The 13,073-nt window shown below is 73.3% G+C and carries 11 protein-coding genes and 1 pseudogene; 8 read left to right on the plus strand and 4 right to left on the minus strand.

Going from position 1 to position 13,073, the window contains the following annotated elements; all coding sequences use genetic code 11:
* Nucleotides 1-130 precede the first annotated feature (130 nt).
* The 3 genes from Ade02nite_RS25290 to Ade02nite_RS25300 are packed head-to-tail and all read right to left on the minus strand — an operon-like array spanning nt 131 to nt 4,824.
* The gene (locus tag Ade02nite_RS25290) at nt 131-1,594 is read right to left on the minus strand and encodes a TldD/PmbA family protein (RefSeq protein WP_203768809.1); all 1,464 of its coding nucleotides are present in this window, start codon (nt 1,592-1,594) and stop codon (nt 131-133) included.
* On the minus strand, nt 1,591-3,027 hold the full coding sequence (locus Ade02nite_RS25295) for a TldD/PmbA family protein (RefSeq protein WP_203768811.1): 1,437 nt from the start codon (nt 3,025-3,027) through the stop codon (nt 1,591-1,593). The genes Ade02nite_RS25290 and Ade02nite_RS25295 overlap by 4 nt, the downstream gene beginning before the upstream one ends.
* A gap of 9 nt (nt 3,028-3,036) precedes the next feature.
* Nucleotides 3,037-4,824: a S9 family peptidase gene (locus tag Ade02nite_RS25300; RefSeq protein ID WP_379037263.1), complete on the minus strand. Its 1,788-nt coding sequence runs from the start codon at nt 4,822-4,824 to the stop codon at nt 3,037-3,039.
* A 155-nt stretch (nt 4,825-4,979) separates the two neighbouring features.
* Here Ade02nite_RS25300 and mshB point away from each other — a divergent pair, with 155 nt between their 5' ends.
* From mshB to Ade02nite_RS25320, 4 genes are all read left to right on the plus strand, one after another.
* Nucleotides 4,980-5,915, plus strand: a complete 936-nt coding sequence (mshB, locus tag Ade02nite_RS25305; protein ID WP_203768821.1) for an N-acetyl-1-D-myo-inositol-2-amino-2-deoxy-alpha-D-glucopyranoside deacetylase — start codon at nt 4,980-4,982, stop codon at nt 5,913-5,915.
* Nucleotides 5,916-6,007: 92 nt separating this feature from the next.
* Nucleotides 6,008-6,526, plus strand: coding sequence for a hypothetical protein (locus tag Ade02nite_RS25310; protein ID WP_239169038.1), 519 nt, complete (start codon nt 6,008-6,010; stop codon nt 6,524-6,526).
* Between the two features lie 148 nt (nt 6,527-6,674).
* A complete protein-coding gene (locus Ade02nite_RS25315) occupies nt 6,675-8,513 on the plus strand; it encodes a VanW family protein (RefSeq protein WP_239169039.1) in 1,839 nt (612 codons plus the stop codon).
* The gene (locus tag Ade02nite_RS25320; RefSeq protein ID WP_203768823.1) at nt 8,510-8,977 is read left to right on the plus strand and encodes a hypothetical protein; all 468 of its coding nucleotides are present in this window, start codon (nt 8,510-8,512) and stop codon (nt 8,975-8,977) included. The genes Ade02nite_RS25315 and Ade02nite_RS25320 overlap by 4 nt, the downstream gene beginning before the upstream one ends.
* On the opposite strand, the gene Ade02nite_RS25325 is transcribed toward Ade02nite_RS25320, so the two are convergent.
* Nucleotides 8,974-9,939, minus strand: coding sequence for a GNAT family N-acetyltransferase (locus Ade02nite_RS25325; protein ID WP_203768825.1), 966 nt, complete (start codon nt 9,937-9,939; stop codon nt 8,974-8,976). The two genes, Ade02nite_RS25320 and Ade02nite_RS25325, sit on opposite strands and share 4 nt — an antisense overlap.
* Before the next feature lie 82 nt (nt 9,940-10,021).
* On the opposite strand from Ade02nite_RS25325, the gene fdxA reads away from it, so the two are divergent.
* From fdxA to Ade02nite_RS50370, 4 genes and pseudogenes are all read left to right on the plus strand, one after another.
* Entirely contained in the window at nt 10,022-10,348 is a 327-nt protein-coding gene (gene fdxA, locus Ade02nite_RS25330; protein ID WP_203768827.1) for a ferredoxin, read from the plus strand.
* Nucleotides 10,345-11,436: a succinyldiaminopimelate transaminase gene (dapC, locus tag Ade02nite_RS25335; protein WP_203768848.1), complete on the plus strand. Its 1,092-nt coding sequence runs from the start codon at nt 10,345-10,347 to the stop codon at nt 11,434-11,436. Before fdxA ends, dapC begins: the two co-directional genes overlap by 4 nt.
* A gap of 111 nt (nt 11,437-11,547) precedes the next feature.
* Nucleotides 11,548-11,931 (plus strand): hypothetical protein, encoded by a 384-nt coding sequence (locus Ade02nite_RS25340; RefSeq protein WP_203768829.1) that lies wholly within the window; start codon nt 11,548-11,550, stop codon nt 11,929-11,931.
* A pseudogene (locus tag Ade02nite_RS50370) lies at nt 11,928-13,073 on the plus strand (hypothetical protein); the annotation flags it as partial. The gene Ade02nite_RS25340 and the pseudogene Ade02nite_RS50370, both read left to right, overlap by 4 nt.

The following is a 13,073-nucleotide window of genomic DNA, read 5'->3' on the forward strand; positions in this document are numbered from 1 at the left end:
CGCGGCGGGCCGGTCGAGCCCGAGCGGGTCGGGGTGGGGCAGTGTGGCGGCCCGCCGCGCCGAGTGGGTCGAGGTCAGGCAGTGCGGCGGCTCGGCCGAGGCGGGCTCGGCCGGGCCGATGGGGTGGGGGTCAGCCGGAGGCGTTGCCGGTGAGGTTCCAGCTGGCCAGGTGGAGGGCGGGGGCCGCGTAGCGGGTGCCGGACCAGCGGTCGGGCAGGAGGACCGACTCGCTGCCGATGCCCAGGACGGCGCCGCGGGACAGGGCCTGTGGGTAGGACTGGGTGAAGCGCATGTTGCTCACCGGGCGGGTGATCTCGCCGTCCTCGATCAGCCAGACGCCGTTGCGGGTCAGGCCGGTGATGATCAGGGCCTTTTGGTCGAGGACCCTCGTGTACCACAAATCGGTGATCAGCAGGCCGCGCCGCATGCGGGCGACGAGTGGGCGGGCCGACTCGGCGATCGGGCTTGCGGCGGCGGCCGGCGGCAGGGGCGACTCGGTGGACGAGGGCGCCGCCTCGAGCCGCATGTGGCTGGCCATCGGGCCCCAGGAGCGCGACGCCGGGGAGGCGTGGCCCGTGGAGGTCGTGCCCGCGTCGGCCGCCGAGGCGCGGTCGTGGGCCACGGCCTTGGTCACGCCGTCGCGGACCAGCACCAGGGACTCGCGCGGCGTGCCCTCGCTGTCGAACGGCAGGCCCGGCGCCGGCTCCTCGCGGCTGCCCAGCGGCTCGTCCACAATGGTCACCGCCGGGTCGAACTGGTCGGCCTCGAGCTCGGCGAAGGACTGCTTCTGCGCGAACGCCCGGCCGTTGAAGCCGAACGTCGCGAAGTTGTCGAGCAGGTCGGCGACCGCCTCCGGCTCGAGCACCACCTCGTATTTGCCCGGGGGCAGCTCGACCGGGTCCTGCGCCGCCCGCGCCTTGGCGGCCGCCCGCGCGCCCAGGACGGCGCCGTCGAGGTCGGCGATGCGCCCGCCGGCCAGCCGGGCCACGCCGTCGGCGCCGGCGAGACGCGCGATGCCGTCCATCGCCGCCTCGGCCGTGCGGCCCTCGACCGCCTGCCCGGCGCTGTTGGCGAACGCGGCGGACGTGTACGCCGTGCGGCAATAGCCCGCCGTCTCGAGCCCCTCGGCGGCGCGGACGAAGTCGCGCACCCGCTCGGCCCGCTCGGCCGGGGTGGCCCGCGCGGTCGCCTCGTCGAAGCCGAAGTCGAGCCCGGATCGCGGGCCCGAGCCGTGGTAGCCCGCGTGCCCGTGCAGCGGCGTCGGCGGCGTGAGGCCCGGCCAGGTCGTGTCGGGCGGGCTGAGCCGCACCGCGGTCACCGTGCGCTCGACCAGGCCCCGCAGGCCCGCCGGCTCGATCACCGTGGTGGAGCTGCTCGCCGTCCGGCCGTCGAGGTGAAGGCGAAGCCGGATGGTCGTGGTCGCCTCGGCGACGTTTTGGTGGATGGCCGAGTTGGCGAAGCGGGTCAGCGCCTCGGCGTCGTGGCGCACCATCACCTCGGCATCGGCGGCCGGGCCCGCGATCTCGCGGACCAGCTCGACGACGCGGGCCGCGAGCTCGAGCTCGACGCCGCTCCGGACGATGTCGGCGGTCATCCGCGCACCCCCACTCGCACGTTGGTGAACCGGGCCGGAGCCGCGGGATGGCCGGTGTGGCCGACCTGGCCGGGCTGGCCCTTGCCGCAGTTGGGCGTGCCCCAGGCGATCGTCTCGGAGGAGAGCATGTCCATCGACTGCCAGAACCGGGGGCCGATGCCGGTGTAGGTCGGGTTGCGCAGCATGCGGCCGAGCTTGCCGTTCTTGATCTCGTAGCCGATCTCGCAGCCGAACTGGAAGTTGAGCCGCTTGTCGTCGATCGACCAGGACCGGTTGATGTCCATGAAGACGCCGTCGCCGGTCGACGCGATGATCTCGTCGAGCGTGTGCGGGCCGGGCTCGAGGCCCACATTGGTCATGCGGACCATGGGCAGCCGGGCCCAGCCGTCGGAGCGGACGCTGCCCGCGTAGTCGAGCCCGGCGACCGCGGCCGAGTCGCGGCCGGCCAGCACCCCCACCCAGATGCCGTCGCGCACCGCGTCGCGCTTGGCCGCCGGGGTGCCCTCGTCGTCGAAGCCGAAGCTGCCGAGCGCGCCCGGGATGCTCGGGTCGATGGTGATGTTCATCAGCTCGGAGCCGTAGCGCAGCGAGCCGAGCTGGGCCAGGTCGAGCCAGCTGGTGCCGGCGAAGGCGGCCTCCCAGCCGAGGATGCGGTCGAGCTCGATGGCGTGCCCCACCGACTCGTGGATCTGCAGCGCCAGCTGCTCGCCGCCGAGCACCAGCGTGGTCTCGCCGGACGGGCACAGCGGCGCGGTGAGCAGGGCGCGCGCCTCCTCGGCCATGCGCGGCGCGTTGGCCACCAGGTCGAGGCCGTCGACCAGCTCCCAGCCACTCGTGCCGTATTGCCCCCGGTGGGACGGCCAGGAGCGGCGCTGGATCTCGCCGTCGCCGTAGGCGCTGGCGGTGACGCCCGCGCCGCACTCGCGGATGTGCTGGTCGATGCGGTGGCCGTCGCTGGAGACGAACCACTTGCTCGTGTCCCAGATCTGGTAGATGCCCTCGGCGAGGTCGGCGCCGGCCTCCTTGGCCGCGGCGGTCGCGCGCACCAGCAGGTCGCCCTTGGTGGACAGCGGCACGCCGAGCGGGTCGACCTCGCAGGCGCTGGCCCAGCTCGCCTCGACGGCGGCGCCGGGCACCAGGTCGATCGGCGGGCCGGGCACCGTGGCGCTGGCCGCGGCGATCTCGGCGGCCCGGCGGCCCGCCGCGCGAGCCGCGGACTCGGAGAGGTCGGGCACGGCGTAGAAGCCCCAGCTGGAGCCGACCAGCGCCCGCACGCCCAGGCCGGCGCTCTCACCGGACTCGAGGTCCTCCACCTCGCCGTCGCGGGAGGTCATCGACTCGGAGCGCCGCAGCATGACGCGGCAGTCGGCGTATCGCGCGCCGGCGTCCAGCGCGGCCTGCACCGCCGTGGACGCCTCATCGAAGTGGCTCATGAGGCGACCCTAGGGGAAGGGTGCGACAAAATCTCCGCGCAGGAACGCGAGCTCGTCTTCGAGGGTCGCGGACTCCACGGACGCGATGCCGGGGAGCGAGGCGCCCACGATCAACAGGGCGCCCGAGGGCTCGGCGCCGAGGAGGCTGTGGTGCTCGTACACCTCGGCCGCGTCGCGGCGGTCGCCCAGATAGCGCTCGGCGAGGACGGTGGGCAGGTCGTTCCAGTCGAGCGCCGGCGAGCGGGCCACCCCACGGTGGAAGACGTCGGGGCGCCGCAGCACGGCCATCGCGGCGAGCCATCCGCCGAGGCCGGCGCCGCGTACCGCCACTGTCGAAAGGTCGAGGTCGGGGTGCTTGCCGACGAGCGCGAGCAGGGCGTCCACCTGGTCGGCGAGCGCCACGTCGACCAGCCGGCGATGGACGACCTTCTCGAAGCTGGGCGCGATGCCCGGCGTACCCCTGCCGTCGATGCTCACCACGGCGAAGCCGTGATCGGCCCACCACTGCCGCTCCGGCCAGGTCAGCGGGTCGTGCACGACCTGCTGACGCCCCGGGCCGTCGCCGAGCGTGACCAGCACCGGGATGCGCGCGCCGCCGACGAAGCCCGCCGGATAGCGCACCGCCGCGGGAAGCCGCCGGTCGGTGACGCGTTCGAGGATCGGCGGACCGGTCACGGGCAGGGGCGCCGCCAGGTTGCGCAGCGTGGTGACGAGGGCCTCGCCGCGCCACACCTCGTCGTCGACGACGAGGACGTCGCCGCCGGTCTCGGCCCGGTGCCAGCCGGGGGTCGCGGTGATCCTCCTGGCTTCCGCTCCACCCCCGCCCAGAGAGGTACGCACGCGGAAGACGGCCTGGCTGCCCGGGTCGCCCTCGGTGCCCTCGATCACCAGGTCCGGTGCGCTCGACGGGCCGCCGGGCCGCGGCACCGACCCGACCACCCGCCGCACGTAGAGGCCCGGCGGGGTCAGCAGGCTCCCGTCCGCGAACAGGCAGCGCGCGTCGAAGCCGTCGTGGGCCAGCTCGCCGCCGACCAGCACCCGCCCGTCGGGCAGGTGGCGCGGGGTGCCGGCCACCGGCTCCACCCAGCGCGCGTCGGCCAGCTCGGCGTGCACCTGCGTCTCGCCGGTGCGCGGGTCGATGGCCAGCACGAGGCCGTGCTGCTGGAGCCGGCGCAACACGGTGACCAGCGGCGGCCCGCTGTCCGCCCAGCGCACGCTCACGACGTACGGATAAGTCTCCCGGTCCCAATGCACGTCGACCCAGCCGTAGTCGAGATCGAGCAGGTGCAGGCTGGTCGAGGCGGCCGTGCGAGCGGCGAGGATCTGGCTGCCGTCCGGCGCCCACCACCAGCCCCGGTCGCGGCCGAACCGCCGCGCCGTGTCGTCCGCGACCCCCCACGAGATCGAGCCGCCGTGCTCGCGCCAGGCGTTGCCGGACTCGCCGGCCAGCAGCCGGTCGCCCTCCGGGCCGGTGACCCGCAGCGAGGCCGCGCCGTTCTCCCACGTGACATATCCGATGGAGCGGCCCGCGGGATCGGGACGCGGATCCTCGGCCGGCCCCTCGGTCGGCACCGGCGTCACCTCCGCCGCGACCAGGTCGGCCCGGCAGAGCCGGCCCTCGTGGGCGAACGCCGCGATCCGGCAGTCACGATCGATGGCGTACGAGGTGACGGGCCCCGCGGCGACAAGGGTCTCGGTGGCGGTCGCCACATGCAGGACCCAGAGGCCGTCGTACGGGTCCTCCGGCCCCGAGGAGCGCAGGAACGCGACCCGCGCACCGTCCGCGCCGACCGTCACCGCGTGCGGAGCGCCGTAGCGGAAGTGACCGGTGCGCTGCGCGAGTCCGGGGTAGTCCACCTGGACAGCATCGCTGATCAAGCCGCCTCCGCGCGCCCCAAACCCGCAGCCCGGCGTCCCGGAAGCCGCCGGAGGTCCCGCGTAGAGTTGCGGCCGTGACTGACGCCCTGCCCGCACGCCGGCTGCTGCTGGTGCACGCCCATCCCGACGACGAGGTCACCGGCACCGGCGCCACCATGGCCCACTACGCCGCCTCCGGCGCCCACGTGACGCTCGTGACCTGCACCCTCGGCGAGGAGGGTGAGATCCACGTCCCCGCGCTCGCGCAGCTCGAGGCGGCACAGGCCGACCAGCTCGGCGGCTACCGCATCGTCGAGCTCGAGCGCGCCTGCGCCGCGCTGGGCGTGACCGACCACCGCTTCCTCGGCGGCGCCGGCCGATACCGCGACTCCGGCATGATGGGCCTGCCGACCAACGACAACCCGCGGGCGTTCTGGCAGGCCGACCTCGACGAGGCGGCCGCGCTGCTCCTCGAGGTCATCCGCGAGGTCCGCCCCCAGGTCATGATCACGTACGACCCGAACGGCTTCTACGGCCACCCCGACCACATCCAGGCCCACCGGGTCGCGATGCGCGCGGCCGAGCTGGCCGGCGACGAGGGCCCGCAGAAGATCTACTGGACGGCCATGCCGATCAGCGTCCTGCGCGACGGCATGGAGGCGTTCCGCGAGCTCTCCGACAACCCGTTCGCCGACGTCGAGCGCGTCGAGGACCTGCCGTTCGGCCACCCCGACGACGAGATCGCCGCCCGCATGGACGGCACCGACCACTACCAGCAAAAGGTCGCGGCGATGCGCGCGCACGCCACGCAGATCCCCGACAACTCCTGGCTGTACGGCATCGCCGGCGACTTCGGCGGCGAGTTCATGGGCGTCGAGTACTTCACGCTCGCCAAGGGCACCCGGGGCCCCGGCGAGGGCCCGCACAACTGGGAGAGCGACCTGTTCAGCGGCCTCGGCCTCGAAGAGCCGGCCACCGCGTCCGTCCCGGCGCCCGCCCAGCCGTCCGCCGCCGAGGCGACCGCCCGATGAGCCAGGCGGACACGGGCGCCCGCCGGCGCGTCCCGGCGGCCCGTGCCGCGGGGGAAGAGACCGGCGGATCGGCCGGTAGCAAGGAGATCGCGGTGAGCTCACCGCAGACGGGCGACGCCCTGCCCGGCGAGACCGCGGGTGGCGATGAGCGCCCCACCGTCGAGGTCACGCCGGGCCGCGAGCCGTGGGCCGGCGCCGAGCCGCTGATCCGCTGGGGCGGCCTGGTGGTCGCCGTCCTCGCCTCCTTCGTCAGCGGCGTCTTCGAGCTGCTGCTCACCACGCTGCGCGCCGGCGACGTCGTCTCCGTCTGGAGCGGCGACGCGATCGGCTCGGGCGGCGGCCCCCTGCTCGGCCTCTCGATCGTGCTGGCCGCGGTGCTCAACTACGGCATCGCGTGGTTCGCCGTCACCACCACCCGCCGCAAGTGGGCGCTCGGGCCGCCGTGGGCGCTCTGGACCCTGCTGATGCTGCTCGGCGCCGGCGTGCGCACGAGCGAGGGCGACTACCTGCTCGGCGGCGAGAACTGGATCGCCCTCGTGATGATCCTCGTCGGCAGCCTCACCTATGCGGTGTACTCCTATCGCTTGATCTTGAAGCGCACCCTTCCCTGAACCACCCGCCACGCGCGATCCTGACCGGGCCAGGGCCGAGCCGGTGAACCGGCAGTCGTCGCGGGGCGTATGCACGAATCGAAGCCGGCTGATACTGTGGCCGGCCGATTCGCGGGGCTTCCCGCGCCCGACGGTGAGGTGAGCGCGCGTGCAGTCCAGCCCCGACACGCCGTCCGCGATCGCGGACTCGGCGGCGCAGAAGAGCGCCCCCACGGAGCAGCCCGCGCAGGAAAGCGCGCCTACCGGGCCGGCCGCACCCGAGGGCGTCGCCGCCCACGAGACCGTGCCCTCAGATCGGGCGCCTGCTGATACCGGGGCAGGGCGGCGTTCCAAGCGGCCGTGGATCGTCGCGGCCGGTGTCGTTGTCGCGCTGGTGGGGGCCGCCGCCGGCGCCGGGGCCTATGCGACCGCCGGGGACATCCCGCGCGGGACCGAGGTGCTCGGCGTTCCGCTGGGGGCCAAGACGCGGGCGGAGGCCACCAAGCTGCTGGCCGCCGAGGCCGCCGCCTGGGACGAGCGGCCGCTGCGGGTTCGGGTCGACGGGAAGGATGTCGCGCTTCCCGCTGCTTCGGTGGGGCTGGCGGTCGATGTGCCGGCCACCGTGGACGCGGCGGCCCGGAGCGGCGTGCGGCTGGTGGGTGCCGAGGAGGTCGCGCCCGTCGTACGGCTTGACGAGAAGAAGCTCGAGGCGGCCCTGCGCGCGCAGCTCAGGAGCGGCCGCGTCACCGTGAAGCGGCCCGCGATCGGGTTCGCGGGGGTGGCGCCCGTGGTCTCGTACCCGAGCCCGGGTCTTGACCTTGATCGGGGGAGCGCGGCGGCCGGGGTGCGGGCCGCGTGGCCTCGTGGGGAGGTGGCGGTCGTGTCGCTGGTCGAGCGGGCGCCGGCGATGACGAAGGCGGAGGTGGACCGGCTGGTCGCGGAGGTGGCGAAGCCCGCGGTGGCGGCGCCGGTGACCGTGCGGGTGGGGGCGGGGACGTTCCAGCTGACGCCGGCGGCCATCGCCAAAGGGCTGGTCTTTCGCTCGGACAGCGACGGGCGGCTGAGCCCGGCGATCGACGGCGTGCGGTTGCGTGCGGCCGCCGCCAAGGAGCTCGCGAAGGTGGAGACGCCCGCTCAGCAGGCCAAGGTCACGTTGGCGAACGGGGCTCCGAAGATCGTGGCGAGCGTGCCGGGGAAGGTCGTCGACCTGGGCAAGCTCGGCGCCGACCTGCTCGGGGTGCTGCCGTTGGCCGCGCCGCGGGCGATCACCGGCACGCTGAGGGCGACGCCGGCCGGCACCACCGACGCGCAGGCCGCCGCGCTCGGGATCAAGGAGCGGGTGTCGACCTTCACCACCTACTTCACCGGGGGTGCCCGGTCGCCGCGCAGTCAGAACATCATCACGATCGCCAAGGCGGTGGACGGCGCGATCGTCAAGCCCGGCGAGACCTTCTCGCTGAACGGGCACACGGGCGAACGGAACTACGCGAACGGGTACAAGGACGCCCCGGTCATCGTCAACGGCGTGCTGGAGCCGGGGGTCGGCGGCGGCGCTTCCCAGTTCACGACGACGCTGTTCAACGCCGCCTACTACGCCGGCCTGAAGGACGTCGAGCACAAGCCGCACTCGTTCTACTTCTCGCGCTACCCGGCCGTCATCGAGTCGACGATCTTCTATCCGACGCTGGACCTCAAATTCCAGAACACGACGCCGTACGGGATCCTCATCGACACCGCGACCACCGGGCGCTCGGTGACCGTCTCGATGTGGAGCACAAAGGTCTACGACAGTGTCAAGACCGTGTACGGGCCGCGGCGCAACATCACCAGCCCGCCCACCGTGCACCGCGAGGACGGGCCCAAGTGCCTAACTAGCAGCGGACTCCCAGGTTTCACCCAGGATGCATGGCGCGTCATCCGCAAAGATGGCCGTGAGATCGCGCGCGAGAAGTTCACCTGGCGCTACGATCCCGAACCACGATTCGTGTGCGGGAGGCAAGAAGAATGAGGCAGCAGCGCTGGTTCCCGATCGCGGCGCTGGCGGTCGGGTTGTTCGCGATCAATGTGGTGGCCCGCCTGGTCACCCGCTTCGTGTTCGACGGTGACGACGCTGCCGAGGGGCACGCCTCGATCGCCATGTTCTCGATGATCGGGCTCGTCCTCGCCGTCTGCACGTTCCTCGTGTGCCAGCGGCGCCGGCCCTCCGAGTGGCTGCCCGACCTGGTCTTCGGCGCGCTCGCCGGCATGCTGCTGACCATCCTGGCCGGACCGTTCGTCAGCGGCACTCAGCCCTTCTCCGGCGGCGCCGGCAACTTCTTCTCCCAGGTCTGGCTGTACGGCGGGTTCGCGATCGGCGGCACGCTCGTCGGCTACTGGGTCGCCGTGGCGCTGGCCAAGGACTACCGGTCGCGCTCGCTCAAGGCGTACACGGAATCCCGGCAGGCCAAGCCCCGCAAGGTCGTCCGCCGCTAGCCCTCGGGGGCCGCACGCGTCAGATAGGTGTGGTGGGTGCCGAAACCCACCCGGCCGTAGAGGGTGACCGCAGGCGCGTTGCGCTCCTCCACCTGAAGGTAGGCGCGGGTCGCGTTGTGCTGCACGCCCCACTGGGCGAGGCCGCGCAACACGTGCTGCGCGATGCCCTGCCGGCGGGCGCCCGGCGCGGTCTGCAGCAGCGAGACGCCCAGCCAGCGGCCCGGGTCGGTGACCGCGCCCCGGGCCACCGCGAGCAGCCCGCCGTCGGCGTCGCGCACGTGGGCGAAGACGACCTCGTCGGGCCCGGTGAGGATGCGGACCGCGGTGGCCGGCAGGGTGCCCTTGTGGTCGGCCACCATGGCGTACCAGTCGTCGCCCGGGGTGTCGGCGAGCTCGACCGGCGGCAGGTCGGCGCGGGCGGGCAGGCGCGACAGCAACGGTGCGAGCAGGGCCGTCTGCACCAACGTGAGCGGCCGCGCGGTCCAGCCCCGCGCGTCGAGGGCCGCGTTGACCGGCGCGGCGAGCGGCATGGGCGCGTTGATCAGCGGGCGCTGGCCGTGCGCCTCGTACCACTCGATCACGCCGTCGATCGCCGCCTCGAGCGTCCGGTCGGGGTCGCCCACCGCGAGCGCGGAGTTGGCCCTGCCGGTCCAGTTCTCGGCGGCGCGCAGGATCCAGCCGCCGAGTCTCGCCTGCACCGGAGCGGGCCAGGCGGCGTTCGCGGCCAGCTCCAGGTCGATGACGTCGCGGGCCGGTGGGCGGCGAGCGGCCGGCACCCGCTTCGCGCGGTGCACCTCACGCAGCGGCACCTTGACGGTGCCCTTGTCGGTCGCGATGGTCAGCTCGGTCTCCGTGAGGTCGACCAGCTCACCGAGGGCGTCCGTGTAGAGCGTCCGGTCCCGGGTAACGCCTACAATGCGGCGTACCACCACCCGGTGTCCCACATCCTGCCGACGGAGCACGTGTCACCTCCTCCGGCGGAGATACTAGGCTCTGCAACTGTCGCCGGCGGTGAGCCGTGCGAGGCTTTGGAGGGAAAGACCCGTGACCTACATCATCGCTGAGCCATGCGTCGATGTACTCGACAAGGCGTGCATCGAGGAATGCCCCGTCGACTGCATCTACGAGGGCAACCGGATGCTCTACATCCACCCCGATGAGTGTGTCGACTGCGGGGCGTGTGAGCCGGTCTGCCCGGTCGAGGCGATCTTCTACGAGGACGACGTCCCGGAGCAGTGGAAGGACTACACGAACGCGAACTACGAGTTCTTCGAGGATCTCGGTTCGCCCGGTGGCGCCGCCAAGGTCGGCAAGATCGACAAGGACGCTCCGTTCGTGCTGGCGCAGCCGCCCCGGGGTGACGCGCACTGAGCACGCTCTCCGCGGCCCTGCCTGACTTCCCCTGGGATCTGCTCGAGCCGGCCAAGGCCAAGGCCGCCGCGCACCCCGGCGGGATCGTCGACCTCTCGGTCGGCACCCCGGTCGACCCGGTTCCCGAGCTGATCCGGCGCGCCCTCGCGGACGCGTCGGACGCTCCGGGATACCCGCTGACCGCCGGCACCCCGGCCCTGCGCACGGCGATCGCCGATTGGCTGGCCCGTGCCTGCAACGCCTCGGGCAAGCTCGGCGTGCTGCCGACGATCGGCTCCAAGGAGCTGGTGGCCTGGCTGCCCACCCTGCTCGGTGTCGGGCCCGGCGACGTCGTCGTGATCCCGTCGGTCTGCTACCCGACGTACGAGGTGGGCGTGCGCCTCGCCGGCGCCACCGTGATCCGCTCCGACTCGCTGACCGCCGTGGGCCCCACGCCGCGGGTCAAGCTGGTCTGGATCAACTCGCCGTCCAACCCGACCGGCAAGGTCCTGCCCGTCGACCACCTGCGCAAGGTCGTCGACTGGGGTCGCGAGCGCGGCGCGGTCGTGGTCAGCGACGAGTGTTACCTCTCGCTCGGCTGGGAGGCCCGGCCCGTCTCGGTGCTCGACGACGCGGTGACCGGCGGTGACTACACCGGCGTGCTCGCCGTGCACTCGCTCTCCAAGCGCTCCAACCTCGCGGGCTACCGCGCCGGTTTCGTCGGCGGCGACCCCGCGCTGGTCGGCGAGCTGCTCGCCATCCGCAAGCACGCCGGCATGATCGTCCCGGCCCCCGTCCAGGCCGCCATGATCGCCGCGCTCGGCGACGAGACGCACGTGGCGGCCCAGCGCGACCTGTACGCGGCGCGACGGGACAGCCTGCGTACCGCCCTGACCAAGGCCGGCTTCGAGATCAGCCACTCGGAGGCCGGGCTCTACCTCTGGTCGACCCGCGGCGAGGACAGCTGGCAGACCGTCGACTGGCTCGCCGAGCGCGGCATCCTCGCAGCTCCCGGCGCCTTCTACGGCCCCGCGGCCGACCGGCACGTGCGGATCGCGCTGACCGCCACGGACGAGCGCGTCGCCGCCGCCGTCACCCGCCTGACCTAGGGAATTCCGGCACCCTAAGTGATCATCCGGTAGCTCACGGGGTTCCTGAGTTCGACATCGGTCGCTACCCTCGGTGCGTTGCGAGACGACGTAGCTACGGGGGAGGCGGCCGTGGGTGACGGCATTCGCGTCGAGAGCGACGGTCTGACGGCATTTTCCGGCAAGGTTCACGACGACACGTCCCGGACCATCGAGCCGGGCTATTCCGACGCGAGGGTCTACCTCGACTCGGGCGTGCGCTTCGGCGCCGGCAACGCGAGCGGCGGGGTCCACGCCGCCAAGCAGAGGTACGCGGAGAGCCTGCGCGCCTCGACGAACAACATCGTGGAGTACATGTACGCGGCCCGCGTGCTCGCCGACGCGGCGACCTCGGTGGCGGCGATGTTCGACCGCGGCGACCTGACCGCCCAGCAGCGGGTCGACTACGTCAACGGCGCCCTGCACGCCGCCGCCGTCGAGATCCGCAAGCAGCGGGAAGGCGGGCCGGCGATATGAGCGAGCCCGTGCTGACCAGCAGCTTCTGCACCAACTGGGCGGCGTACAACACGCCCCGGTTGTGGTCGATGGTGATGAACGAGGACGACGCGCTGGCCCGCTCGCAGGTGGACGCCTGGCGACGGCTCGCCGGCTCGGTGCGCAGCCAGCGCGACGCCCTGGTGGCGGCCCGCGCCGACCTGGCGGCGGCCTGGCCGCCGGACGAGAACCAGTCGGCGAGCGCCTTCATCAACCAGCTCGACACCCTGATCACGCAGCTCGAGACGGCCTCCGCCGACGCGGACACCACGGGCAACGGGCTCGACAACATCCTGAACGCGCTCGCGGGCGCGAAGAAGCAGATCGAGCCGCTCTGGGAGAAGTACAAGGACAAGAGCAGCGACCTCGTGCCGCGCTGGTTCGACAGCGCCGAGGAAGAGATCGACGAGCAGGCCCGCCAACACATGATCAACGCGGAGCGCGCCGTGCAGGACGCGGTGGCGATGCTCAAGGTCCCGCCGGCCTACGAACTCAAGATCGAGGGGGTACGGGAGTGGCCGCCGCCCGGATCCGCGCGTCTCGGGCCTGGTGGGGTTGACGTTGCTGTGCCGCATGAGCCGGTGCCGCCGCTGCCGGGCCAGAGCGCGACGCTCCCGGACAATGCGGATCTCGGCAACGGCGGCGCTGTCGGAGCCGGTGGCGCTGTCGGGGCCGGTGGCGCTGTCGGGGCCGGCGGTGTGGGAGTCGGCGGTGTGGGCACGCTTCCCGGCGGCGGCCCCGATCTGGCGGGTGTGATCAACCCACCCGGTGGGCTCGGCGGCGAGGCTGGACCGCTTCCGGCCGGCGGTGGGCCGCTTCCGGCCGGCGGTGGGCCGCTTCCTGGCGGCGCTGGGCCGCTTCCGGGTGCCGGTGGGGCCGGTGCGGTGCCTCCGATCGTTCCTGGTCTCGCGCCCGGCGGCGGCGGCGGGGGACCGATCATCGGTGGCGGCGTGGGTTCCGTGCCGCCGGCGTCCGGCGGGAGGCGGCCGGGTGGCCGCGCGCCACTGCCGTCCGGCGCGGTGATCGGCGAGCGAGGCACTCCCGGCGGTCCGGGCGCGACGGGCCGTGGCGTGCCCGGCGCTGTCCCGCCCGGCGTGACCGGTCGCGGTGTGTCGGGTGCGGCC

Source organism: Paractinoplanes deccanensis (assembly GCF_016862115.1).
Lineage (GTDB): Bacteria > Actinomycetota > Actinomycetes > Mycobacteriales > Micromonosporaceae > Actinoplanes > Actinoplanes deccanensis.